Annotated in this window: 24 protein-coding genes and 1 pseudogene; all 25 read right to left on the reverse strand. The window is 41.9% G+C overall.

Going from position 1 to position 23,664, the window contains the following annotated elements:
* Positions 1–7 precede the first annotated feature (7 nt).
* The 25 genes and pseudogenes from ArsFIN_RS10305 to ArsFIN_RS10425 all read right to left on the reverse strand — a co-directional run bounded on the left by ArsFIN_RS10305 (position 8) and on the right by ArsFIN_RS10425 (position 23,246).
* Complete coding sequence (locus tag ArsFIN_RS10305) at positions 8–757, reverse strand: S1 family peptidase (RefSeq protein WP_026822839.1); 750 nt, start codon at positions 755–757, stop codon at positions 8–10.
* Between the two features lie 66 nt (positions 758–823).
* Complete coding sequence (locus tag ArsFIN_RS10310; RefSeq protein WP_026822840.1) at positions 824–1,420, reverse strand: lytic polysaccharide monooxygenase; 597 nt, start codon at positions 1,418–1,420, stop codon at positions 824–826.
* 497 nt (positions 1,421–1,917) lie between these two features.
* The gene (guaA, locus tag ArsFIN_RS10315; protein ID WP_026822841.1) at positions 1,918–3,495 is read right to left on the reverse strand and encodes a glutamine-hydrolyzing GMP synthase; all 1,578 of its coding nucleotides are present in this window, start codon (positions 3,493–3,495) and stop codon (positions 1,918–1,920) included.
* 67 nt (positions 3,496–3,562) lie between these two features.
* Complete coding sequence (gene guaB, locus ArsFIN_RS10320) at positions 3,563–5,026, reverse strand: IMP dehydrogenase (RefSeq protein ID WP_026822842.1); 1,464 nt, start codon at positions 5,024–5,026, stop codon at positions 3,563–3,565.
* Between the two features lie 410 nt (positions 5,027–5,436).
* Positions 5,437–6,795, reverse strand: a complete 1,359-nt coding sequence (locus ArsFIN_RS10325; RefSeq protein WP_135677698.1) for a phage tail fiber protein — start codon at positions 6,793–6,795, stop codon at positions 5,437–5,439.
* A 57-nt stretch (positions 6,796–6,852) separates the two neighbouring features.
* A complete protein-coding gene (locus tag ArsFIN_RS10330; RefSeq protein ID WP_135677596.1) occupies positions 6,853–7,494 on the reverse strand; it encodes a hypothetical protein in 642 nt (213 codons plus the stop codon).
* Between the two features lie 9 nt (positions 7,495–7,503).
* The gene (locus tag ArsFIN_RS10335; RefSeq protein WP_135677595.1) at positions 7,504–7,812 is read right to left on the reverse strand and encodes a hypothetical protein; all 309 of its coding nucleotides are present in this window, start codon (positions 7,810–7,812) and stop codon (positions 7,504–7,506) included.
* A 4-nt stretch (positions 7,813–7,816) separates the two neighbouring features.
* Entirely contained in the window at positions 7,817–10,537 is a 2,721-nt protein-coding gene (locus tag ArsFIN_RS10340) for a phage tail tip protein J-related protein (RefSeq protein WP_135677657.1), read from the reverse strand.
* A complete protein-coding gene (locus ArsFIN_RS10345; RefSeq protein ID WP_246067188.1) occupies positions 10,522–10,869 on the reverse strand; it encodes a DUF6950 family protein in 348 nt (115 codons plus the stop codon). The genes ArsFIN_RS10340 and ArsFIN_RS10345 overlap by 16 nt, the downstream gene beginning before the upstream one ends.
* A 69-nt stretch (positions 10,870–10,938) precedes the next feature.
* Positions 10,939–11,475, reverse strand: coding sequence for an Ail/Lom family outer membrane beta-barrel protein (locus ArsFIN_RS10350; protein ID WP_135677590.1), 537 nt, complete (start codon positions 11,473–11,475; stop codon positions 10,939–10,941).
* A 134-nt stretch (positions 11,476–11,609) separates the two neighbouring features.
* Complete coding sequence (locus ArsFIN_RS10355; RefSeq protein ID WP_135677658.1) at positions 11,610–12,191, reverse strand: hypothetical protein; 582 nt, start codon at positions 12,189–12,191, stop codon at positions 11,610–11,612.
* Positions 12,191–12,790: a hypothetical protein gene (locus ArsFIN_RS10360; RefSeq protein ID WP_135677659.1), complete on the reverse strand. Its 600-nt coding sequence runs from the start codon at positions 12,788–12,790 to the stop codon at positions 12,191–12,193. Before ArsFIN_RS10360 ends, ArsFIN_RS10355 begins: the two co-directional genes overlap by 1 nt.
* Positions 12,791–12,793: 3 nt before the next feature.
* The gene (locus ArsFIN_RS10365; RefSeq protein WP_135677699.1) at positions 12,794–15,679 is read right to left on the reverse strand and encodes a phage tail tape measure protein; all 2,886 of its coding nucleotides are present in this window, start codon (positions 15,677–15,679) and stop codon (positions 12,794–12,796) included.
* Positions 15,672–15,803 carry a hypothetical protein gene (locus ArsFIN_RS28205; protein ID WP_276489376.1) on the reverse strand — a complete coding sequence of 44 codons (132 nt, stop codon included), beginning with the start codon at positions 15,801–15,803 and terminating at the stop codon, positions 15,672–15,674. Before ArsFIN_RS28205 ends, ArsFIN_RS10365 begins: the two co-directional genes overlap by 8 nt.
* A gap of 92 nt (positions 15,804–15,895) precedes the next feature.
* Complete coding sequence (locus ArsFIN_RS10375; RefSeq protein WP_026824209.1) at positions 15,896–16,243, reverse strand: hypothetical protein; 348 nt, start codon at positions 16,241–16,243, stop codon at positions 15,896–15,898.
* Between the two features lie 10 nt (positions 16,244–16,253).
* Positions 16,254–16,481: a hypothetical protein gene (locus ArsFIN_RS10380; RefSeq protein ID WP_026824210.1), complete on the reverse strand. Its 228-nt coding sequence runs from the start codon at positions 16,479–16,481 to the stop codon at positions 16,254–16,256.
* Between the two features lie 52 nt (positions 16,482–16,533).
* Positions 16,534–16,818, reverse strand: a pseudogene (locus ArsFIN_RS10385) (phage tail protein); the annotation flags it as partial.
* 153 nt (positions 16,819–16,971) lie between these two features.
* A complete protein-coding gene (locus ArsFIN_RS10390) occupies positions 16,972–18,633 on the reverse strand; it encodes a terminase large subunit (protein ID WP_135678190.1) in 1,662 nt (553 codons plus the stop codon).
* The gene (locus tag ArsFIN_RS10395; RefSeq protein WP_135677454.1) at positions 18,608–18,973 is read right to left on the reverse strand and encodes a phage terminase small subunit P27 family; all 366 of its coding nucleotides are present in this window, start codon (positions 18,971–18,973) and stop codon (positions 18,608–18,610) included. Before ArsFIN_RS10395 ends, ArsFIN_RS10390 begins: the two co-directional genes overlap by 26 nt.
* 240 nt (positions 18,974–19,213) lie before the next feature.
* Entirely contained in the window at positions 19,214–19,684 is a 471-nt protein-coding gene (locus tag ArsFIN_RS10400; RefSeq protein WP_135677488.1) for an HNH endonuclease, read from the reverse strand.
* On the reverse strand, positions 19,685–19,984 hold the full coding sequence (locus ArsFIN_RS10405) for a head-tail connector protein (protein ID WP_026824208.1): 300 nt from the start codon (positions 19,982–19,984) through the stop codon (positions 19,685–19,687).
* A complete protein-coding gene (locus ArsFIN_RS10410; RefSeq protein WP_026824207.1) occupies positions 19,980–20,318 on the reverse strand; it encodes a phage head closure protein in 339 nt (112 codons plus the stop codon). The genes ArsFIN_RS10405 and ArsFIN_RS10410 overlap by 5 nt, the downstream gene beginning before the upstream one ends.
* Positions 20,315–21,532 carry a phage portal protein gene (locus ArsFIN_RS10415; protein WP_135677701.1) on the reverse strand — a complete coding sequence of 406 codons (1,218 nt, stop codon included), beginning with the start codon at positions 21,530–21,532 and terminating at the stop codon, positions 20,315–20,317. Before ArsFIN_RS10415 ends, ArsFIN_RS10410 begins: the two co-directional genes overlap by 4 nt.
* Positions 21,532–22,086: an HK97 family phage prohead protease gene (locus ArsFIN_RS10420; RefSeq protein WP_135677702.1), complete on the reverse strand. Its 555-nt coding sequence runs from the start codon at positions 22,084–22,086 to the stop codon at positions 21,532–21,534. Before ArsFIN_RS10420 ends, ArsFIN_RS10415 begins: the two co-directional genes overlap by 1 nt.
* Before the next feature lie 5 nt (positions 22,087–22,091).
* Positions 22,092–23,246 carry a phage major capsid protein gene (locus tag ArsFIN_RS10425; RefSeq protein ID WP_135677703.1) on the reverse strand — a complete coding sequence of 385 codons (1,155 nt, stop codon included), beginning with the start codon at positions 23,244–23,246 and terminating at the stop codon, positions 22,092–22,094.
* Between the last annotated feature and the right edge of the window lie 418 nt (positions 23,247–23,664).

Raw genomic sequence — 23,664 nt, forward strand, 5'->3', positions numbered from 1 at the left:
GATAAAATTACTTATTAATATTTTTTAGGATCCAATCACTATAATAACTTACTCTGGTAAATTCCATCGACTGCATTATTGTACGAGAGACTAAACCTACTACCGTGTTGTTACCATCGTTAGCTAATAATGGACTACCCGAATCGCCACCTTCGGTTGCGGTATTATTACCAATTGCACAAATATGCAGTGCGGGTTTATGACAAGTCGGTGGATAACCCTCAGGGACTTCAATACATTGTTTAGGATTGGCTAGCGAAATAATCGTTTTTCGTAAATATTCAGATGTTTTCCCCAATTCAGTATCACCCATACCAATCGCAGTTACTTCAGTACCTTCAGGTAAATTTAGATGTTTATTGATACCATTAATACTGGCAAAATCATTACTAATTGTCTCACGGGCTAACTCAAGTAATGCAATATCATAGGGTACATTAAATGGCGGAGGACAAATCACATCCAGGTCAGAGGGTGGATTACGCCAATAGGGATGACAAATAATCCGTTTAATTTTTACTTTATCTTGATAAATTGCACCCGGATTATAGTGTTCCATACCAACATAAACGTTAAGTTTAGCAATATCGATATTTTCAATACAATGTGCTGCACTCAATACCCAGCGTTTATTAATAAGAACGCTACCACAGCGATGTCTATCAATATCCGCAGAATCAGAAAGACATAATGCACAAAAAAAGGGAAATTCGCCTGGTTCAGCTCGCGTACCATTAGAAATATATTTATTAATCATTGTATTACCATAAAGTTAATTATATTAGAATAACTATTAAAAATAATAATATTTAGCTAATTAAAATTAGCGAACATTGATATTGGCATCAATCACTTGATAGAAGGCATTTGATGTATCTGCAATGGTCCAGACACCTAAAATCACTTGATAACCAGTACGATAAGGTACATTGCATTTCATGGTAACTTCTCGGGCGGGTACTGCGCCACCATCAAATCGTGAACAGAAGGGTTTTAATTCAAACGCAGTGCGACTTAATGGTGCATTAGGATTCCAGTCTTGTTTGGTAATAAAATATTCCCAGCCAGTGGTACTATGTGGGACAGTTAATGTCCAGTGAAACACATTTTCACCTGATCTCATATTAACCTTAGTCCAGCGCGTTACTGATTGTTCATCTAATTGTTTAAACATCCCAACACCAGCGCTGGCTATTTTGCCATCCGCTGGCCCTCTTTGTGGAAAACCTTTTCGTCCTTCAACCGATTGCGGTTCATACTGAATAGGACCACAATTTTTGTTTTCCAACATTGAACATAAATAAGCCCGACTAGCTGGGTTATCAATATAGCCATGCATTGGTTTAATATCAGTGGTGATACTGGCAAAACTCGAGGCACTCAGTAACGCTAACATAGCCAACAGTAATTTTGTTTTCATTTCGCTTACTCCTTGATCAATAATTTTTATTTCTGTAAAGAAATAATGAGTAATAAACGTAATAACAGCTCAGAAAATTATCATCCCAGAACCAGCGCGATAGCAATTTAAAATAATTAGTTAATGCTTAAAAAATACTTACAGCATCTTTAAGAACTAATTAATAAATATAAATAAATAGTAATGATTTTTAGCCGCTTTATAATACAATTATAATGTTATAGATGTTCAATAAATACGATTTTTATATTTAACATTAAATATTTAATAACAGTAAAACCGATAATTAAATAAATTCTCAAATTAATTTCTTATGTAACATATCGCTGAAATCAATTGAATTAATTTAAATAGGTATTTTGTATCGATTATAAATAAAATATTAAATTACTTTTTAATTAAAAATAACAATAATAAAAGTATTGGCTAATAAAAAACCCAGTAAATGTGTTTTACTGGGTTATTAGGGTGAAGTTATTTTGGTTAATATGTGTTTTTTATTCCCACTCAATTGTCGCCGGGGGTTTGCCACTAATATCGTAAACTACCCTAGAGATACCGGCGACTTCATTGATGATCCTATTTGACACTCGGCCAAGAAAATCATAGGGCAAATGTGCCCAATGGGCGGTCATAAAGTCAATAGTTTCAACGGCACGTAATGATACAACCCAGTCATATTTGCGGCCATCTCCCATTACACCAACTGAGCGCACCGGTAAGAAAACGGTGAAGGCTTGGCTGACTTTATGATAAAGATCGGCTTTATGTAATTCCTCAATAAAAATGGCATCTGCTTGGCGTAAGAGATCACAATAAGCTTTCTTCACTTCACCCAGTACCCGCACGCCTAAGCCAGGGCCAGGAAATGGATGACGGTATAACATGTCGTAAGGAAGTCCTAATGCCAGGCCTACTTTACGCACCTCATCTTTAAATAATTCTTTTAATGGCTCAACTAAACCCATTCTCATTTCCGCGGGTAAGCCGCCTACATTGTGGTGAGATTTAATGACATGTGCTTTACCTGTCGCCGAAGCAGCGGACTCAATGACGTCAGGATAAATAGTCCCTTGTGCTAGCCATTTTACTTGCGTTTGTTTAGCGGCTTGTTCATCAAATACATCAATAAAAACACGACCAATCGTTTTACGCTTTAATTCTGGCTCATCAATGCCCGCCAATGCATTAAGAAAGCGCTCTTCGGCAGCCACATGAATAATGTTAAGATCAAATTTACCAGCAAACATGGCCATAACTTGCTGAGCTTCATTTAAGCGTAACAAACCATTATCAACAAAAACGCAAGTGAGTTGTTTACCAATAGCACGATTGAGTAATAGCGCAGTCACTGATGAATCCACACCGCCGGATAGCGCTAAAATCACTTGATCATCACCAATCTGTGCCTTTAGGCGTTGTACCGTATCTTCAACAATCGCCGCCGCAGTCCAACGCGCTTTACAACCACAAATATCTAATACAAAACGCTGTAAAATAGCCGCACCTTGATGTGTGTGAGTGACTTCAGGATGAAATTGGACGCCATAAAAACGTTTTTCATCATTTGCCATAATAGCAAATGGGCAGCTATCGGTACTGGCGATAATCTTAAAATCTGTTGGGATAGCAGTCACTTTATCGCCATGACTCATCCACACATCAAGCAGTGGTTTACCCTCTGCACTTAAGCTGTCATAGATATCACGAAATAGTTCACAGGATTGTTGAATAGAGACCTGAGCGTAGCCAAACTCTCGCTCACCAGACACTTCCACTTGCCCACCTAATTGGATAGACATCGTTTGCATGCCATAACAAATACCTAATACCGGGACGCCGGCCTGAAAAACATATTCCGATGCACGTGGGCTGTTTTGCTCGGTTGTGCTCTCCGGTCCGCCAGAAAGAATAATGCCGTTGGGATTAAATTCACGGATCTGTGCTTCGGAAACATCCCATGCCCAAAGTTCACAATAAACGCCAATTTCACGAATACGACGTGCTATTAATTGCGTGTATTGTGAACCAAAATCAAGGATCAAAATTCGATATTGATGAATGTCAGTTGTCATCTAAAAATAATTCCAAAAACTAATAGTAATTTGACGGTTTATAGTGAAAAAACCACCGCTAAAATAATTAACCTAAACGATAATTAGGTGATTCTTTGGTGATGGTAACATCATGCACATGACTCTCTTGGATGCCCGCACCACTGATCCGTACAAATTCTGCTTTGCTTCTTAATTCATCTATCGTGGCACACCCCGTCAACCCCATACAAGAACGAAGCCCGCCCATTTGCTGATGAACAATATTCTTCAATAATCCTTTATAAGCAACCCGGCCTTCTATTCCTTCAGGAACTAATTTGTCGGCCGCATTATCGGTTTGGAAGTAGCGATCGGAAGAGCCTTTCGACATTGCACCTAATGATCCCATTCCTCGGTAGGCTTTATAAGAGCGTCCCTGAAACAAGATTGTTTCGCCTGGAGATTCTTCAGTACCAGCAAGCATTGAACCAACCATAACGCATGAAGCACCCGCAGCTAGCGCTTTAGCAATATCACCCGAGAAGCGAATCCCGCCATCGGCAATTACTGGAATATTCATACCATCAAGCGCTTCAACCGCATCGGCAATCGCGGTGATCTGAGGTACACCAACACCAGTCACAATTCGGGTTGTACAGATAGAACCCGGACCAATACCAACTTTCACCGCACTGGCACCTGCTTCTGCCAAGGCTTTAGCACCTTCGCCTGTTGCTACGTTACCACCAATAATTGGCAAATCTGGATATTTTGCCCGTGTTTCACGTATACGTTGTAAAACACCCTGCGAATGTCCATGAGAAGAGTCAATTAACAACACATCAACACCGGCCGCGACTAATGCTTCAATACGTTGTTCATTATTCCCACCCGCACCAACTGCGGCTCCAACTCGCAAACGACCTTGCTCATCTTTACATGCATTAGGTTTGCGTTCAGCTTTCTGAAAATCTTTTACTGTAATCATACCAAACAGGTGAAAATTATCATCAACCACCAAGGCTTTTTCTATACGCCTTTCATGCAATTTTTGCAAAACCACATCACGGGATTCACCCTCTTTGACCGTGACCAAATGGGGTTTAGCTGTCATGACTGCAGTAACCGGTTTATCCAAATCGGTGACAAAACGGATATCACGACCGGTAATGATACCCACCAATTCTTTATTATTATTCACCACCGGATAACCCGCAAAACCATTGCGTTCAGCCAGCTCATAGACTTCACGAATGGTGGTTTCCGGCGTGACAGTAACTGGATCGATAACGATGCCACTTTCATACTTTTTAACTCGGCGAACTTCTTCTGCCTGACGCTCAATTGACATATTTTTATGAATAAAACCAATTCCGCCCTCTTGGGCTAATGCAATGGCTAAATCTGATTCAGTCACGGTATCCATGGCAGCAGAAAGCATAGGAATAGTTAAACGGATCGCGGCAGTTAGTTGAGTAGATAAATCAACCGTATTGGGTAATACATTTGAGTGTGCGGGAACTAACAATACATCATCGAATGTTAGCGCTTCTTTCTTTATACGTAGCATAAGCAATATCTCACCAGGCAGAATTTGGAAAAAGATAAAATATTGCGGTGATATTATACATGCCGAAATTTATTGACTCCAGTACTTTCTCACTAAAATTAATTTTTTACCAACAAAAACGCATAATTCCATAATAAGGCTTAGACCTTAGCTTATCAGTAATTTATTTATTAACAGAATGAAATACATTTAAAAATAACATTAATAATCAATTGATTAATTAACATATTGACAATTAAATTTATTTTTATATACACATATATGTACAAATTTATTTTCCACCCTTCACGTGCTATCTTCGCCCTAATGCTTAGAACAAAACCACCGTCTCGTACAAAGCCACTTACCCGCAACCAACAACTAATAGTTAATAGTTAACAACTTTCTCCAACGCTGCTAATAGGATGGGGCTATTCTTTTTGCGCGTGTTGCTGATTCCAGATTGAATCAACGGGCATTTCTACCCTCACATCTAGCCATGTTGAGGGTGGAATATCACACGGCTCACCATCGACATAATAAGTTGGTTTTCCATCAATAATTTCTTTAATCCGCCAGTTCTGAAAATCTTCTGGTAAATGCGAGTGTTGGCGATGAAATGTTTGAATCTCGATGTTACCATTAGATAAAATTTTGTCTCTGACGTAGATAAGTTCTAAGCCATTAATATCTTTAGGTACTGAAACACCTCCATTCACACCCCATGCGCCGTCTGAGTTATAGCCCAATACTCTGGAAATCAAATATTTTCCTGTATCGAGTCGTTGAACAATCGCACCTTCGGACTTATCATTTGTTTCAAAATGCCCATTAGGATAAATTTTAATAATCGGTGAGGCTTTTTTGATAAAACCATTACCATCAACCGTTGTGTTATTTTCACTCCATTGCTTTTTTAACTTAAAAGACTGTTTATCCGCCAAATGGATAGCTGTCCATGTGTTCCCATAACCATCTAGAAAGAGAAAATAAAAACTATTCTTATCATACTGGAGTCTAATTCCTGAACCCCATTTACCATCAAAGCGGTCATCATCATAACCAAGATTACTAAAAAAACCACAGCCTCCTGTTATCGATTCATTTCCTCTTTCATAAATAGTTGTACCGCCTAATCCAAAATCACCCATCTGTATCAAGGTACCATCCTTATCCTGAAAGGTATGGGACACAACCTTATCCCCGTGCTTTGAATTTATTTTTCCCGCATTTAATTGCACATTACCGTTAATTTCACCGCCCGTTTTATCAAATTTTTTATCTAACTTTTCGCTTATTTCTACAACATCTTTAGCATCTGCTTTGCCTTTTACTGTTTCCTTGATTTCATCGATAGCACTTGAGTCTGCTTTTCCTTCGACTAATTCTTGCAGTGCCTTGATTGACTCTAACTTAACCGTTTTGCCACTGGGTAGCGTAAGTTCAACGACACCGTTTTCCCCCATCCAGGTATCCATGTTTTGCAGAAAGTAGAGGATGTATGTGTTAGCAGCAACAAGTGCTCTTGCCGCATCAGAATTATTATTGGGTTCAGTGAGATTAATGCTGTAAGTGGTATCTGTTGCGCTAAAAGTCGGCTTATCTGCTAACGTTAATTCAGTATCACTGTTGACTGACAATATCATGTAAGGATAGTTAATATTACCATTTTTAATCAGCATTAACATGCCAGGTGATACCAACGGATTATTACTGTTCCATTTTGTGCCTGTGCCTTTGACAATAGAAGAGCCTGACACGACAGTTACGGTGCCATCTTTATAAATCATGTTTTTTCCTGAAATTTTGATATAGAAAATCGCAATTAAACGATCTCTATGAATTGGTTACTTCCATCTTGGATAAGCGTCAGGCGCATAAGCCATCACCGCACCAAAGTTATTATTGTACCCCCAACCTTTACAGCCAAAACTAGGACCGGTCCATTCTGTGATTGCGATAATGCCATCTTTTGAAACACTATAACCATTAACGAATGCCAATGCTTGATTATCAGGCTCATAAACGGCAGTAATATAGACTAAAGTCATTTGACCGAAATAGCCTGGTTTTGGAAATGGGCCGAAAACGATATCATCTATTTTTAAGGGTAGATGACTGGACGAATAAAATAATTCCTTTTTTTCGTTGTGAATTTTCAAAAAACCTTTGTCATTGCTGTCATTAGGTAGTTGGGGTCTATAAATATAAACATTTGTCGTATTGTGCGCGCGGATAGCAAATACATTTCCTTGCTTGATTGCCTCCGTATAGGTTGAATTTTCACCCTCCCTCCTCGCATTACGATGAAATACCAAATAGCTATTCAAAATGTTTGGATGATTTACGCTATATCTTAAGTTTTTGAACCCTTGCACATTTTGATCTGGCGTACCTTCCCTGGAAAAATCGATTAATCTTTCCAAGACATAAGTGACGGAAGTGAAAATCCCAAGTTCTGCACCATTTACTTTTATTACCGGTTTCATAAATTAACGTTAAATCAGTTTAAAAACATGAATGATAGGTATCGTTGCACATCCAATACAAAAATTCGTATAATTCCAGCTAACGATATTTCCATATATATGGACGTTCTCAATTGCGGGATATTTATTACCGGTATGGGCAATATCAATGCGAGGAACCGCAACTATTTTTCTGCCACCTTTAAGAAAACGCTGATCGAATTGAAAGCTGTTTTTTTTAAAATCAACTTCTTCTGAATGGATAACAAAGCCGAATGATTGAAGAATATTATCTATTTCTCCGCCATCATGATAAATATTAAATTTGGGGATTAGCATCTTATCACTCCAACGCAATTTCTATTCTAACCTGCCCCTTTTCGTCATAAAGACGTAATCCGGTGCCATCAAAGGTAAATCGACTATCTTTACTATTCGAGTTCATCTCAAAGCGATTGTTTTTAGCATCAAGGATGAATCCAGATTTTTCAGGTAGGTAGTTTTTGGATTGTATTTTGTCGATAACGACAACGCTATTGAGCCAAGCTTCATTAATGAACGCTTCATTAATAAAAACCTGTCCGTCTTGCAGATACATAAATAAATCCATTTTCCCGTTGCTAGGATTATAAAAAGCAAATTGTTGCGCATTAAACCCCATCACAGTGGTTACTTTTTCGTTTTTTAATTCCGCACCTATCACCATTCCTGCATCGTAAGAAACGCCATCATAAACAATCTTAACCAAGTTAGTGAAAGTTGCAGAAGCCTCGCCTTTTTTCATGTCATACTTAGCTTGTAGCGAATTCTGAGCGGCTGCCCATGACTTATCCGCTGTCGCTCTGACTTGATGGATAGACTCGGCTAAGGCTTTAGTCTCGGTTACCACATAATTGTCAACCCTGACGATTTTCGCCTTCATCTTGCCGTTTTGACGCATGAAGTACTGCGTATTGCCGTTGAGTCCCTTCGCGTTTTCCAGTATGGCCTCTGTGCTGCTATCTATTCCTTTCTTTAGCTGTTTAATGGCTTCCGTATCGTTAATTTTTTTGTCTATTTCATCAAGAATATCGCTCGCTACGCTATTTGGAAAACCTGATGCTTCAACAAACGCCGATTTACCGTAACTGTTTATCGTGCGAATATAGAAAAAATATTCATGACCAACTTTAAGATTTTCCTGTGTCCAACGTTGGCCCTGGCCGATTTTCTTTGCATTCGTGATAACTTCATTCTCAGACTTATCTTTCAGTTTTTTGTCGCTAAACCAGAATTCAAAGTTACTGCCATAGGCCGCTGAATCGGCAATTGTCGGCACGACCGTTAATGAAGACATACCCGGAGTAACAGACACGCTAACAGGGGAGGGCGGCGCTTCAATCGCAAAATCAAGAATAGTAGGCTGAGAAATTGCGCCAGCCGCGTCAACTGATCTGACTTCAGCACGGTAAGTGCCTCTCGGTAGCCCTGCAATATCAACCCGCTCTCCTGGAACCTGAATTGTCTGTATGACCTGACCATTTTCAATAACATTAACGGTGTTATACCGAACATCTGCTGCGGTGTTTTCCCAGCTCAAATAACCCTGTACAACATCGCCAATCGTCGTTGGCACAAAAGCCAGATTTATAGGTGGGGCGACTCCCCCTATGGGTAATTCAGTAAACGGCGGGGCTTTAGAAGGTTTACCGATAATATCTTCGTAAATATAAGCACCGTCTTCCTCTAACAGAATTTCTACGCCCTCTTGCGGGTGAAATTTCCACTCTGCTATACGAAATTCAGCATCCTTAATACCAAGACTGGGTAAGTTAAGCAAAACAACATCACCAGGCCGATAAGCATAACCATCCAGATTCATGGTAAGCTGAACCCTGCGACCCGCGCGCTTTTTGCGTAAATAAAGATTGGCTAAACGCTGTGCCTGATAAGGACTGGTGACAAAGCGATAATCGATATTTTCTTTAATTTCCAGCCCGTCTTCATCAACCCACTCCTGTACAATCACCGGCGGGAAATCTGTTTTGATATATTGTTGCTCAGCATCAATAAACGTACCGTATATCGCATTAGTCGCTTCGCGCAGGGACAATTCAGGGGTAATATTGACGGTATCAATGATTTGGTTGGCTTCAATACGCAAAGTAGCCGGTCCGTTATAAGACTGCATTAAAATGCCGTGCTTACCCGCGATATAAGTGGGTTCTGCCGCAATGCATTTGTGCATATTATCTAGCACTGAGGCGGGTGACTCGGATAAATCATAAGCACCGTTCAGGGTATAGCGGGGTTCAGTACCATCCGCCGTTTTAGTCGACTCATCACACAAGTCAGCCGCTACTTTAAACGCCGAAAAATCAATATCGGTATCCGGTACCTTTAAGTAACGACGATAGTAATCAAGAATAACCAGTGCCCCATTATTGCTCCATGTCGTTTTATGGGTTCTTGGATCAAAAATCTCTTTGCCCCAAATTTCAACTTTTATATTAGGGATACCTTGTGGGTACTTCTCATCATCATGGTAAAGGGTAAATCTTAACCATGCCAGCCCCCTGCCAATCATATCCTTTTTCCAGCTAGGAGCCTCTCTGAGTAAATAAGGATCGGCATCTTTCCTGTCGTTATGCAGTTCGTACTCAGCCGCTTTACCAAAAGAATCTATCAGATCATCATTAAACCAGATGCGACCAACACGACTGATTTTATGTCCGGCCAGTGCAATGGCCATATAGAGTATGTAATTTATTCCGCCTATAACTGGAATTTTAACTTTTTTAGTTTCAGCAAAAAAGAGTAATCCTGAACAGACTGTTTTACCCATGATGACGACTTCTGATGCGGACGCCGAACGTAATATTTGCTTACGTTCGGCTTGATCGCGCGCAGGATCAGGCGGCTTTTGTTGGAACAACAATGATCCCGCCGTTTGAACGGCAAGACCCGCCGCAATTAACCCCAACCCCAATCCACCGGTAGCAATTACGCCCGCTATCATTAATCCGGCACCAATAATACCGGTAATCGAGTTTCCAATGCTGCCTGGCATTACGTCACCCTCCATGCCATCACGATTTTTTTATCAACCGGTCTTGCGCCATGGTCAGTAACTGCCCAGATTTTACCCGCCCAAATGACTCCCATGGTCAACCCCTCATCACCATCAAACATCACAATGTCCCCCCGTCCTGCTTCCCCATCCTGGAGCACATTGAAAAACAGCCCCCAGAAATACTGAAGTGTGCCAAATTCATTTTTCAATAGCCGAAATGCACTCGCTTTGCTGTTATAACGCCCCCGAACGGATGAACACGGATCAAAGTCACAAATAGCTATTACGCAGTCAGCCGTAAATAAACAGCAGTCATGCTCACCCCATGAAAAAGGGCGACTCATCGCCGCCCTTAAAGTTTGGGGTAATCTGGTTACCCAATTTTTATGTCGCATTTTGATATCAATTAAAATTTAGAACCGGAAACCTGCACCAAGCATCCAGGTGCCGACTTTAAAATCACCGAATCTGGTGTATTCATAAGAGGCATCAATGGCAATATTTTCCACTGGATTAAATTGCAAACCAACACCACCAACTAATCTGCTTTCAGAACCACTTTCGCTATCATTAAATGTTTTTACTTTCGCTTTACCATGTGCAATACCAATTAAGCCATACGCACTCATATATTCATTAAAACGATAAGCGGGCCCGACACTGAGTGAGTAGTAATCGATATCGACGGTTGAATAATCAGAAAAATAATAACCTTTATGCGTATAAGCAAATGAACCCATCACACCCCAGTTATCATTGAACTCATGACGGGCTTTAATATTGAAACCTTTTGCACTATCATTAAGGTCAAAATTTACATCACCAACACTGACCTTAATGTTACTTTGCGCATAACCCATTGATAGGGTATTATTTCCTTCCGCATTAGCGCTAAATGCGATAAATGTAAGAATAGAAGCTATCGATGATATCAATAATATTTTTTTCATTTTTTTCCTGCTATTACTAAAAATAAATGATTAAAACAAAGCAACATAATTTGCATTGCGTATCGCAAATTATCATATAAGTTTATTCGTATTACATTTAAAATCTATTTCAAAATAGATATATTTGAAATTATTTACTTATAAACAAACCCCGGTGAATCCTTTTTACCACCCCAATAAATCGCCCGCTCAGCCATTTGCGCCACATATCTGAAGATACGGTCGTCACTTTTCCGTTTGCGCCATGACTCATCCGTGAATCTGTCCGGTAGCCCCATCGACCAACGTTCAAAACGATTGGATACGGTCACCGCTACTGCATTTTCTTCACCGCTCGAAACGCCAATATGCGAAATCTGTCCGGCAAAAATCACCTCAGCAATCGCAGGCTTTCCTTCCAGATTGATGGCAATCAACATTAAACGAACATTTCTGCCGCGACTGCGTTCATTCATCACATCACCGACCAGCATCGAGTCAAAGCCAGAAAGGGATAATATTAATTGCTGTGGACTGGTTGTATTTTCCTCTTTTACATTTTCAACTGCACCGAATTTTCCAACACCCTCGTAAACTTCACCCGCAATAATGATATTGCCAACACCGGTATGATTTCTAGCTACCCCTGACTTAAAATCTAATCTTGCAGCCATGACTAATTCATATCCGTCATTAATCGCTTTAACCATGTTGTTAGAAAAAGGATGGTATAACATCAGTAAAGCGCCTCCTCAAACTCCAAAGTAACATGAGTAAACACGCCTGGACGATACTGAAAACTACCCTGATCATTAGTCGTCAGTTTAAAAATGCCAAACGGTGACAGGGTTTCTAATTTATCATTAACTTTTGGCGCATATCGCAGCATCGGTGAAATGGGAATTGACGCATTACCGTTAGTATCACTGAAGACATTATCCGTAACTATTTTCAGCTCATCGCCAATCGTTAAATAATCCCCTTTTCTGATGACAATTAAATTTTTTTTCCAGCCTCGGGTAAGCAATATCCTGCCGGTTTGGTTTGCGGTACGAATTGCTGGAACACCTCTTTCCACCAATCCTTGTCGTATCCAGTGACTAATTTTAACCCGACCACTTTCGCCGTCAAGTTCAGCAGTCAATGCTTCAAGTTCACGCGACTTAGTCTCAGTCAGGTTATTGAAAGTTAAGCTACACCGCCAGCGGCTACCGGGATATCTGACCGTTTGTGCGCTGCCGGTAAAAGTTGAAACAAAGGTTTTACTATTACTAACTAGTTGCCAATTCATTGATGAAGGCACAACCTCTTTTGGCCATTCAATAACCGATGCCATCAGTTAACTCCCTAAAAGTTTCCGTATACGTCCATTAGTCGCAAAATCTCGCTGAATGCGTGCGAGGGCATCATCTGCTCCCTGTTTTGCTGCGCGTTGGGTTATTTCTCCAATGACTTTATCGCCATTACCGGTCACATTGATAACCTGATGAATATGGATAGTGCTTACATCTTGGGTCTCTGATGAGCCACCGACTGCTTTGACACCCAGCGAACCATCACGCCCTCGAGTTAACGGCATAATGGCTTCAGGCCCCGCTTCACCCATTAACCCGATTCCTTTGGCAAATGGGAATAACGTCGGCGAATCCACAACACGATTACTATAGGCACTTAACCCTGACGAACGATAAACACCGCCCAGTGCATTGGCTCTTATGCCAAGAAAACTGCCAAGACCAGAACCACCCAAACTTGACTCCAACGCTTTAAATATCATCATTTTAACAATCATGCGCGTTATATCATTGACCACCGATTGCGCAAAATCAGAAAAATTAAATTTACCTGTGGTCACAAAGTCTGCCAGGGTATTTGACATACCATCGAAAGCGTTTTTAGTGATATTACGCATGTTATCAAACACGTTTTCTGTTTCCGCACCGAAATCCTGCCAGCCTTTGGCTACGCCTTTCCCCCCATCTTGCGCCACCTTCGCCTTACTTAATGCAGCAGCTCTCACTATCTCAATCTGTTTTTGTTCTTCTTGCGCTAAAAACTGCGTCCGTTCTGCATAAAGTTGTGAGGTCTTATCTGAAACTTCCTTATCAAGCTGATATCGCCGATTACGAAAGTCATCCCTGACGCGTTGTTCTTCAAGCATCAAGTCATAATCCACTTTGGGCATCGTCATTTGCAGAATCTGATTTTGGGCTTCCTGCTGCATTTGAGTCGTACGTTTTGTGATTTCAAAATCCTGATCTGCAAATCGTTGCCTTAATGCTTTTAACTGTAATTCACGCTCTAATCCGGCATTGATTTGCAACTGTGTACGAATTTCATCCGCATGCGCTAACACACTCTTCTGTGATGCATTCAGCGTTCGCCCTTTTAATCGAGTGATTTCTTGCTCAAAGGCTGCCAATTTCCGTTCTGAATCGAGGAGTTTTTCATTTTCCATTAACTGCGCTTGTAAGGTCGCTGTTTGTTGTTGCAGTTGCTCAATTCGCTGACGCCCCGCATCAAGGGTTTCCCCGGACGTTTTTTGCGGGGAGGCGTACAGTTTGTCGAGTCCTTTAAGCGCTTGGGTGTACTCATTTAATGTTAAACTGCCCTCTTTATAGCGTTGGTTGATTTCCTGCTGAATTCTGGCTCTTTCTTTCAGCGGATCTTTACCCGCATTAATGGCCGCATTAATTTGTGCAGCGGTTTCGATGGTATGAATGGCGAACTGACTTTCAGTTTTAATTTGTGCTTTGCGTTCTTCCAGTTGCCTAGCATAAATCGCATTTTCCTTGTCCTTTTCTTTTTGCAACACCTGATTATACAGTGTCAGACTTTGCGTTGATGCCGCCATTAACACGTTAAAACTACCGGTCAGATCATCGAGTGATCTTTTATGCGCCTGCGTTAAGCGCTCGCTTTCTTTAGTATTTTCCTGATTCTGTTTTTCGTAGGCATTTCTTGCAAGCGCTTTGGCTTCTTCAATTTGTCCCCGTCTTTCCAAGGCAGCAATTTGCTCGTAAATCGATTGCGTTAATACCACACCCTCAGCCGCGTAATTTCGCAAGGCTTTTAACGGTTGGTCACCGATTGCCGATAGCTTGCTGACCAACATATCGACGCTACCGCCCGACTCCTCAAGTTGAGCCCCAAACTCCGCCACGTCTTCCAGTAGCTTACCGCTAAACCCTGCACTTGCGGCAGAAGTCACCGCTTTATAGGCTTCGGCTGTCCCGCCTAGTCGATCTGCTAACAGATTCAATTCAACCGTTGTTGTCGATAAAAATAATCCGCCTTTTTGAATGGCTGCATAAAAAGACTTCTGCCTTTCTTCCGCTTCCTTAAACTGCGAATACAAATAAAATACTGACCCTGCGGTTGCCATCAAGCCAACATTGAGCGGCCCACCCATGAGATTAATAAGGTTACTGAAAGCGCCCGTTATTCCTCCGGTTACGCGCTGCAAAGCGGACAACTCAGTATTTGCAACGGCAAGCTGCTGCTTGGCTAAAGCTAATTGTCGCGTGCCCGCCGTTTCCGCTGCTTGCGCTGTCGTTAATTGCGCAGAAGCGGCGGCAGCTTTTTGATTTGCGCTGACTTCAGCCAGATTTGCTTCGGCGATCGTTCTGGCGTTTGCCGCATTTTGCGCCGCATATGCCTTTTCAATTTCAGCCGTATTCAGTCCATTTTGGGCGTTGACCGCGCGCATTTTTTCAAGGTATTCATCAGAGGCAAACGCCTGTTCACGCTGCGCGATGGCCTGTGCTTTCATTACTTGCGCGGTTTTTAATCCCTGCTGTGCTCTGGTGGCATCTGCTTTGGCCGCTTCAATGCTAGACTGTGCATAATCTACCGCACTTTGCGCGGCTTCTTTCGCCATCTGCCGTTGAGTATCGAAAGTCGTGCCATGCGTAGCACCAAACAATCGTTCAAAAGCGGGTACTAACGCATTTGAAATCGTACTGGCGGCAACATTGCTGCCAGAAACCAGCTCCGTTAACACATGATGCAAATTTCCAAAGCCAACTGCTGCCTGTCCACTGGATTTTCTTATCTGATTTGACATCCTTGTCACTGCACGTTCACTTTGACTTGAGCCAGATTCAATCTGCTGAGCAAATTTTTTAGATTCATTAGCCGCAGAACTATAAGCATCATGAATTTGCGATTTAAAACTAGCAGAATTCAAGTGTAACGCTACGGCCAGACTTGCGACATCAGCCATTTAAAACCCTCATAACGTTATTACATTGTTGATTAACATCATTATGTGCAATGACTTCATTTTCCGTAATATCTGCGCCTTTGAGTTCACTTTCCAGCAGAAAAAACGCTTGCCAGTGCGTCAATATTTCGTTCGGTAAAGCGGCGATTTTACGCGGGTCAGGTTGACCCCATCTATCAGCCAGTTGGAAAATAAAGCGTAAGCGAGCGGAGTCGGTTAGTTTTTTTTAGCGCCATCCAGACTGCCACAGCTAAATTGCTGAACAAACTTGAGGGCTTCAATCAATGATTGCGTGGATTTGGTAGCAATTAATTCCTCTGCGGTGGGCAATTCTTCTGTGGGTAAGGGTTGCCCTGCTTTATCGCAAATCGTTTGCAAAATCAGGTTTGCTCCCGCAATACTTGCCTGTGTGTTAGAGCCACTGTCTTGCGCCTGTTTTAACGCTTGCTCATAGGTATCTAGCTCTGCAATGGTTAAGCGGCGTAGATAAACATCAACATCAAAAATAGCGTGTTTTTCAACATAACTATCCGGTGCTAATAAACGTGATTTAAGTGATGACATGCTATTTACCTTATTCTTTTTCTTCTAATGCTCTGACACGTTTGGTGAGCGCATCAAGTTCTGATGACAAATCCTTACCGGGTTCGCCTTTTTCTCCTTTATCGCCCTTATCCCCTTTTTCGGGTAAGGTATTAAGTGCTTCAAAGTTGTCATTGGTTTTACTAAAAGCATCACGTAAAGTATCACCCGTTCCATCATCCGGTTTTGTGCCAATATTGATTTTTTTGATTTCTGCCATCAGTTTACTTTCCTCTTGGTGCTATCCGCCGTGAATTTTGTCGCATCGGCGGTTAAGGCTTTGGGGGTACTGTTCCCCAGGTGAGATTATTCTGTTTCCCTTTTACCGTAATTTGAATGACTTCACTTGCTGGCGCACTAATCTCATTCATCTCCCAGCCTGACAGGGCCAAGATCATCGTGGCTGTCCGTTTATTGGGTAGCTCAATATAAAGCTGAACGGTTTCTCTATTTTGTGCCAAATTTAAAAATTCAGTAAAATCTTCATTTTCGGGGTCATCGATAAAACCTAGCGTCTTTTCCGGCCCTTCCGGTAAATCGGCTATATATTGTTTGTTTTTATTTCAAATTATTTATATCTATTTGAATTATATATATTTATTTATATATACAGGCATAAAAATAGCTATCTGCAATACACATTGCAATACACAGGTTTTAATCAGAAGAGAAATTTGTTTAAGATTATCCGGGGCGCTAATAAAAACCCGCTACACACCATCAAATGAAGCTAATCGTTCTTTCTGCTCATCGGTCAGGCTAAAGGTAAAGTCCTCATGCTCTATCTGCCATGTACCAAAGCTCATCAAAAAGGCTAAGGCGGGGTCAATTTTGTTAGCCGATTTTTTCTTGTTCGGTTTGATATTGGCGTTTGCATCGGTTTCCATTACCACATTTGCGATCGCCCACGCTAAAACGGGGTCACCGTTATGGTGGATATTCTGACGATTAACAAAGACTTCTGCTGACTTGGCGACAGGGCTTAAACGCATATAGGTTTGTGGGAAGGGTTCAACATCTAAACCTGCACCCTGTAATTGCGTTCTGAGATGAGTGGCATTCCATGTATCAAAGCCAATGAGCTTAATTTCAAACTGCTCACTGTCTTTGAGAATATCATCTCTGATACGGTCATAATCAATACAATCGCCTTTAGTGGTTCTCAGCCAGCCTGACCGTACCCATTGATGATAGATTGCTCTATTTTTATTCGCTGGACTCTGTAATTGCGCTTCGGGGATATAGTGACGGCTCAATAGCAAGAGCGCATTTTCTTGTGGGAAGGTATAACAGACGCTAGTAATATCGTTTGTTGAGGATAAATCCATCCCTGCATAACAGGTTTGTCCCTTTAAATCCGTTTCCTTGTAGTCCCGTTGACAGGCAGCCCAAGCCCCTTCACCCATCCACGGCGTTTGACCCTGACACCAGATATTAAATCGTTTGGTTAACATCTCTGTCCATTGTGAGGGAATTCCCCTTGCTTTTTTAATCGTATCGTTCAGGGCATGACTTTCTACAGAGACATTAAGATTAGGATTGGCTTTAACCCAGTTATGCTCATCATCAAGCTCACCGTCTTCGTCTAGTTCATAAATCAGGGCAAAGAGTGATTCATTCTGCGCTTCACCGTCCAATATCTGACAACAATAATCATAGTGCTGTTTACAGGCTGAAATAACATTGCTCCCTGCGGTGGTAATGGCAAAAAGTAGTGCTTCAGGGCGTGCCCCCATCCCTAACTCAAGCGCGGAATAAACCGCATTATCAGGGTGTAAATGATACTCATCGACAATCGCCAGACTCGGATTAGTCCCTTCGATTGTTGCCGCCTTAGCTGCCAGAGGTTTTAGCAAACTGTTATTTTTAGGATAAATTATTTTATGTTGCTGGATAGTCAGCCGTTTCTTTAGGCTAGGGGATAGCAAACACATCTGACGGGCATCATCAAAAACAATGCGTGCCTGGTCTCGACTCACGGCTGCTGTATAAATATCCTGTTGACCCCCTTCCATGATTAAAAACCAGTTAGCCAGTATTGCAGCTAATGTAGACTTAGCGTTCTTTCTTGGCACTTGGATATACGCACTACGATATTTTCTTCTTCCCGTGCTAACTTCTTTGAATCCTAAAATATTCGCTATAGCAAATTGCTGCCAAGGTTCTAATTGAATAGGCTTGCCTCGAAGATGTCCTTTGACATGGGGGCAGAGACTGGAAAAAGCGATAAACCGTGCTACCGTTGGCGTATCGAAGGTATAAACAGGATTATTGAGGTCATTAAAATAACGATTAACCGCCTGTTTTAAGCGTTTACAGGCCGGAATATCGCTATTTCTGACGCGCTCAGCGTATTGATGCCAATCGGTCAAGTTCATCTTCTTCTTGCATTTCTACCGGATTACGGCGACGTGATACGGGGTCAAAACCTAATAGTGAGGCCATTTTTATCATGGTTTTTTCTGCCTCGGCTTTTGCGCTTAGTGCGGGGTTCCTACTTTCGCTTCCCTGACTGTTGGCGATACTAAATCCGCGTTCTGCGAGGTCTGCAACGGCTTTTCGGTAAATGGAATAGTTGACGCAATACAGCTCAAAGCTACTCCAATCAGTGGGGTTCAGGTCGTTACGCTCTGCAACGAATTTTGCCTTAGCTTTCCATTCTGTAGTAGCAATCTCATCAAGATAGCTAGGGGCTTTGGGTGCTCTTGCCATAATCTATTGTTTTCCTTATTGTTTTATTTTCAAAAAAATTACTGCGCATAAAAATTGGATTGACGTGCGGTCCCAGCGCAATAGGGGGTTGTCATATTTAACTCCCCCACCCCCTACTTCCAAGGCTGATTCCTAAAACATTCCATTAGCTCACGGTCACGCTGAGTCAATCGTTTAACGTAGGATTTATTCGCGCTTGGCTTAACGCGTCGATAACCTTGGCTATGTCTAAGTAATCCCTTAATCAATTGATTTATCTGATATTCGTCCATTAAGGTTATACTCGTGTATCCAGTCATTACGATGAGCAGCTTTTTCTTCCTGCTCACGGAACATGCCAGCTTTACGCTGTGCTTTAGTTATTGGATCTTGCTGAATAATTTTGCGGTTATGACATCCCTGACACAATGATTGATGGTTATCTTGCCACCAGAACAGTACATCGCTATCTCCATCGATTGGGATGATATGGTCAACGATTTTAGCGGGTGTATATATCCCCTGACTTTCGCACTTCACGCAAAGAGGATGCTCCTTCAAATAAATCAGACGATATTTAGCCCATTGGCTGGAGTAGCCACGCTGGGTATGCGTTCCTCGTTGTTTTTCTACTCTGCGTCTGGCTGCTCGTTTATGCGCCTCGCACTTACCCGATTTCACTCGGGTACTACAGCCTGGCTCTGTACATCTTTTTAATGGTTGATACGGCATTTAATACACTCCAATATCTCGATACACTGACCATAACGATTTAATCGTAAAGGGGACTTCTTTAAGCTCAACATCTGTTGCCATTTCCCGATTCTCATAGAGCAATCCGATATAGAGCAAACACCCAACCTTAATTGCTGGCGTGAATGTCAATCCTTCATCAAACCGTTTGCCGATATGTTGTTGACAGGCTTCAAGTGCTGCTTCGGCATACGTGGTTAATAATTTATCATCCAGCGTAAAACTCTCTTCTAATCGACAATGCTGTTTGATTTCATTTAAAGGGATTTTTACATTAATCAAATCGTCCTCCTCCCTTGCAAATCAATTCTAATCTTGATTGGCGTGCATCGGATAAAACAACGGCTATCTCAAATCGAGAACCCAGTGTATTAGCACCTTTATACACAATGGCGTTGTCAATCGTGATATCAGGACGATAACGCATCCAAATCTTGACGATGGCTTGAGGATAGCGAGTACCAAAGGTTAATAACTCCTGACCGCGTAGCGCTTTTACTTCTGCCCAGACATCTTCAACATCTACCCAGGTTACTCGCTGGTCACCTAGATTACCGTATGTAATCTCTTGTTTCTGAATCGTCACACGATGTCTTAATCGTCCTGCTCTCATGCGTTGTCCTCCGCATGTTTCTTAACCTCAATATGCTGTTTCCACGCCTGACTAAATTCATCACCGCCATCACGAGGCGGTAAGCCTTCCCGTTCACGGGCTTCATTGGGGCACATCACACCGGATTTAATCGCCGTTTCATAACTTAAGAAACGCTCTCTTGGGTTGGCTCTGAGTAAATCGGCGGTGTCAAATTCCACTTGGTAACGCATACCGGATTGCGGAACATTAAGTAGTAGTGCCGATTTGATTTGCTGTTCGAAATTCGCTAACCAAGGGCGCATGGTAATGGTTAAAAACGCGCGGCTGGCTTCACTAAAATTACTGTAGGTACTGTTGGAATATTCTTGCAGAAAAATAGGGCTGACATTAAACATGCGGGCGATATCTTCTATCGTAAAACGGCGGGAAGCTAACCATTCTGCATCCTGATTACTCATGCCTAATTTTTCATATCCCATTCCACCTTCAAGGATTGGCACTTTACCCGCATTTTTTGCCCCTCGATAACGTTCAAGCGCGTCAAGGGCTTTTTGCCCTTTGGCATCATTCAGCCACTCATTGGATTTAATAATCCCTGCTGCCATCATGCCATCTTTCATCACACTCGCGCCGTGGCGCTGTTGGGCTAGTCCTAAACCTAATGTCTCCCGACAAATCGTAATCGGTGAACGTCCCATAAACCCATCATCCGTGGCGTAACGTAAATGTAAGATTTCTTCTTGCAGACAGATACGGACTTGACCACTGTAGGGCTCGGTTATCGTATAACGGTAACGGTGCTCACTTAATCGTTCAGGTACAACCGCACTCGGCGGATAAGGATGTAATGAAGCGGGCTGTCCGTCTTTACCCCATGTGATAAGCGCATAGGCATTACCATTGAGTAAGCAATGGCGCATTAGGGTTCGTTTAAACTGGAAAGGTGTTTGACAATCATTTGGTTTTTCATTGAGCAAATAATCTACCACGTGGTTACTTAGCCATTCCCGTGATTCCATACCTTTATCATTGTGTACCCGATATAAAAAACAGGGCATCGTCGCCACCGCTTCACTAATCACCGTAACGGCATTGATAACAGCGGGTAAGCCTTCTGCGGTGATCGGTGAGACATATTCGCCTGACCGACTGTTAGGAATGCCAGCCAGTGACAGGAACTCATCAATACTAAAGCTGCGTTCTTCTGCCTTTTTATGTCTGAATGGCCACATCATTCCACCTCGGATAATTGGAGCCACCGATGATGTAAATACGTGGGTTTGGAGCGATTAACATTGAGTGAACGCTTGGCAATTTCGACACCACTTTCAGGGTAAGCGGGTAAACTGGTGATCGTAATTTCGAGCAATTCAGCCTCAATAACCGTTCTAAGATAAGGCTTTTCGCCAATTTCCCAATGGTCTTTTATCGTCCTAAACGCAAAGCTCATGCCGGAGATATCCCCCCGTTCAACCAGTGTCAGAACATCTCGGCCTAATTGCGTATCAGGCGGGGTAAGCGCAAACCGTAACCCCGTTTCATCTTCAGCCAGTTGTAACGTACTCGACGCGGTACGCCCTAACAGGTTGGTCACGTCATGTTCAAACAGACACCTTACATCTGTCTCTTTTCCCAGACTGTTTTTAAACGCATACGGGGCGAAGGTTTCAATAAATTCACCCCATAACAGTTGTGAGCGGCTATTCCACTTAACCGCATAGCCTGTTAGCTTTTTTTCATCAGCAGACAGGCTTGCCGTACGTATTTCAAAATCGGTTGATTTCATGGATATTAGCCTCCGGCTCCTTTCGCCTTGACCTCAAGCACTTTAATTGCATTGGAATCGACTAATCCACCGCCTAGATATTTATCAGTATGGATCTTGATAAAGCCAGGCTCAGTAATATTGTCAGGCCGTGTACGTGTGCCCGTCTGATGGTCAACAATGGTGTAACCGCGTTTAAAGTCACCGAGGGCTATCACATCATCATTCATAAATTCAAGGTAATGAACCGATAAACCCAACAGACTATCAGGATCACCCACTTGTAACCGTTCACGCCAGATATAATCACCATTGCCATTTTTCAATTTTTGTACTTTGGCAGCCGTGTTTGAGTTCATCACCCAGACGGCATTTTTACGGTATTTATTTTTTAGCGTGAATTTCAGGTCAATCAGACTATCCGCTTCCAGCTTGGTCACTTCCTGCTTTTGCAATGTGCCAAAGCTGCGGTCTTTATCTGCTTTCGTATCACGGGGATAGGATAGAAATCCTTTTGCTTTTTTTGTGCCGTTACCACTGACTAAATCGGTTTCTTCGGTATCAACAAAGGTGTCAGCAATTTCACGGGTCAACCAGCCTAAAATATCGACATCACTAAAATCGAGGATTTCCTGAGTGGTTTTAGGATAGGCATAGACAGGAAATAACTTGATACTGACTTCTTCCAGTTTAGGGGTAGCGGTTTCGGTGCGGGCTTTGCCTTCTTCACCGTGATTGATCACGGCACCACCAACAGACACCAGTTGCTTATATTCGTTGCTGTGAGTGGTCTTGATAGTACAGATTTTACGCATGACGGACTCATCACTGAGACGTTGCATAATCTGTTTATTTAGTTCAGGAATAACGGTATAGCCACCATCAGCCGGAACCCCAGTCGAAAGTCCGCGCGTTTCCCCTGTCAAAACATAATGCCTTAATGCATCATTTCCCTGTTCTTTTTGTACAGGCTTTGCCGCTAATGTTCTTTCTTCATCAGCAAGGCTTTCATAACGGGCAATTTCAGTATTAAGGGTTTCCGACTGATGACGCAACGCATCAAAGTTTTTAGCTTCATCTTCGGTCAGTGTTCGTTTTTCGGTTTCTGCTAAGGTCAGCATTGATCGCATTTGTGCCGTTAAATCGGCTTTTTGCTGACGTAATTCAAGTAGTCTTTTCAAGGTTGGCTCCTGCATGCAGTGATTGTCTTAACTGAACATGCAGAAAAAAAGCAGCTAAGGGAAGGTGATATAAACCTTAACCGCTTTTAGTAACCATGAATATTTCAAAATACACCTGCATGAATCAGGAACCTCAATTTAACATGATGAAAAATAACAGGAAACAACCTCACAGGAAGGCAAAAAAGATGAGAAAACATGAGAACCAATAATTTACGCAACTTTACATTAGTTATTTATCAAATATCATCAGCTAAAAATTTAACAGATGTTCTTATCAATTTATCATTCTCCTAGGTCACTGTTGTGATGACCTCGAAATAACCCGCTAACCCTTTGATTTACTGCAAGTGGTCAAATTGACCCCTTGCTAGAATATTCAATTCATCAAGAAAATTTCTAATGACATAGTGAGTAA

Source organism: Arsenophonus nasoniae, from assembly GCF_004768525.1.
GTDB classification, from domain to species: domain Bacteria; phylum Pseudomonadota; class Gammaproteobacteria; order Enterobacterales; family Enterobacteriaceae; genus Arsenophonus; species Arsenophonus nasoniae.

Excerpts from the sequence above, each read along its gene's own strand:
- ArsFIN_RS10305 (WP_026822839.1), bottom strand. The coding sequence starts at position 757 with ATGATTAATAAATATATTTCTAATGGTACGCGAGCTGAACCAGGCGAA.
- ArsFIN_RS10310 (WP_026822840.1), bottom strand. The coding sequence starts at position 1,420 with ATGAAAACAAAATTACTGTTGGCTATGTTAGCGTTACTGAGTGCCTCG.
- guaA (WP_026822841.1), bottom strand. The coding sequence starts at position 3,495 with ATGACAACTGACATTCATCAATATCGAATTTTGATCCTTGATTTTGGT.
- guaB (WP_026822842.1), bottom strand. The coding sequence starts at position 5,026 with ATGCTACGTATAAAGAAAGAAGCGCTAACATTCGATGATGTATTGTTA.
- ArsFIN_RS10325 (WP_135677698.1), bottom strand. The coding sequence starts at position 6,795 with ATGATTTATAAAGATGGCACCGTAACTGTCGTGTCAGGCTCTTCTATT.
- ArsFIN_RS10330 (WP_135677596.1), bottom strand. The coding sequence starts at position 7,494 with ATGAAACCGGTAATAAAAGTAAATGGTGCAGAACTTGGGATTTTCACT.
- ArsFIN_RS10335 (WP_135677595.1), bottom strand. The coding sequence starts at position 7,812 with ATGCTAATCCCCAAATTTAATATTTATCATGATGGCGGAGAAATAGAT.
- ArsFIN_RS10340 (WP_135677657.1), bottom strand. The coding sequence starts at position 10,537 with ATGGAGGGTGACGTAATGCCAGGCAGCATTGGAAACTCGATTACCGGT.
- ArsFIN_RS10345 (WP_246067188.1), bottom strand. The coding sequence starts at position 10,869 with ATGAGTCGCCCTTTTTCATGGGGTGAGCATGACTGCTGTTTATTTACG.
- ArsFIN_RS10350 (WP_135677590.1), bottom strand. The coding sequence starts at position 11,475 with ATGAAAAAAATATTATTGATATCATCGATAGCTTCTATTCTTACATTT.
- ArsFIN_RS10355 (WP_135677658.1), bottom strand. The coding sequence starts at position 12,191 with ATGTTATACCATCCTTTTTCTAACAACATGGTTAAAGCGATTAATGAC.
- ArsFIN_RS10360 (WP_135677659.1), bottom strand. The coding sequence starts at position 12,790 with ATGGCATCGGTTATTGAATGGCCAAAAGAGGTTGTGCCTTCATCAATG.
- ArsFIN_RS10365 (WP_135677699.1), bottom strand. The coding sequence starts at position 15,679 with ATGGCTGATGTCGCAAGTCTGGCCGTAGCGTTACACTTGAATTCTGCT.
- ArsFIN_RS10375 (WP_026824209.1), bottom strand. The coding sequence starts at position 16,243 with ATGTCATCACTTAAATCACGTTTATTAGCACCGGATAGTTATGTTGAA.
- ArsFIN_RS10380 (WP_026824210.1), bottom strand. The coding sequence starts at position 16,481 with ATGGCAGAAATCAAAAAAATCAATATTGGCACAAAACCGGATGATGGA.
- ArsFIN_RS10395 (WP_135677454.1), bottom strand. The coding sequence starts at position 18,973 with ATGGCAAGAGCACCCAAAGCCCCTAGCTATCTTGATGAGATTGCTACT.
- ArsFIN_RS10400 (WP_135677488.1), bottom strand. The coding sequence starts at position 19,684 with ATGCCGTATCAACCATTAAAAAGATGTACAGAGCCAGGCTGTAGTACC.
- ArsFIN_RS10410 (WP_026824207.1), bottom strand. The coding sequence starts at position 20,318 with ATGAGAGCAGGACGATTAAGACATCGTGTGACGATTCAGAAACAAGAG.
- ArsFIN_RS10415 (WP_135677701.1), bottom strand. The coding sequence starts at position 21,532 with ATGTGGCCATTCAGACATAAAAAGGCAGAAGAACGCAGCTTTAGTATT.
- ArsFIN_RS10420 (WP_135677702.1), bottom strand. The coding sequence starts at position 22,086 with ATGAAATCAACCGATTTTGAAATACGTACGGCAAGCCTGTCTGCTGAT.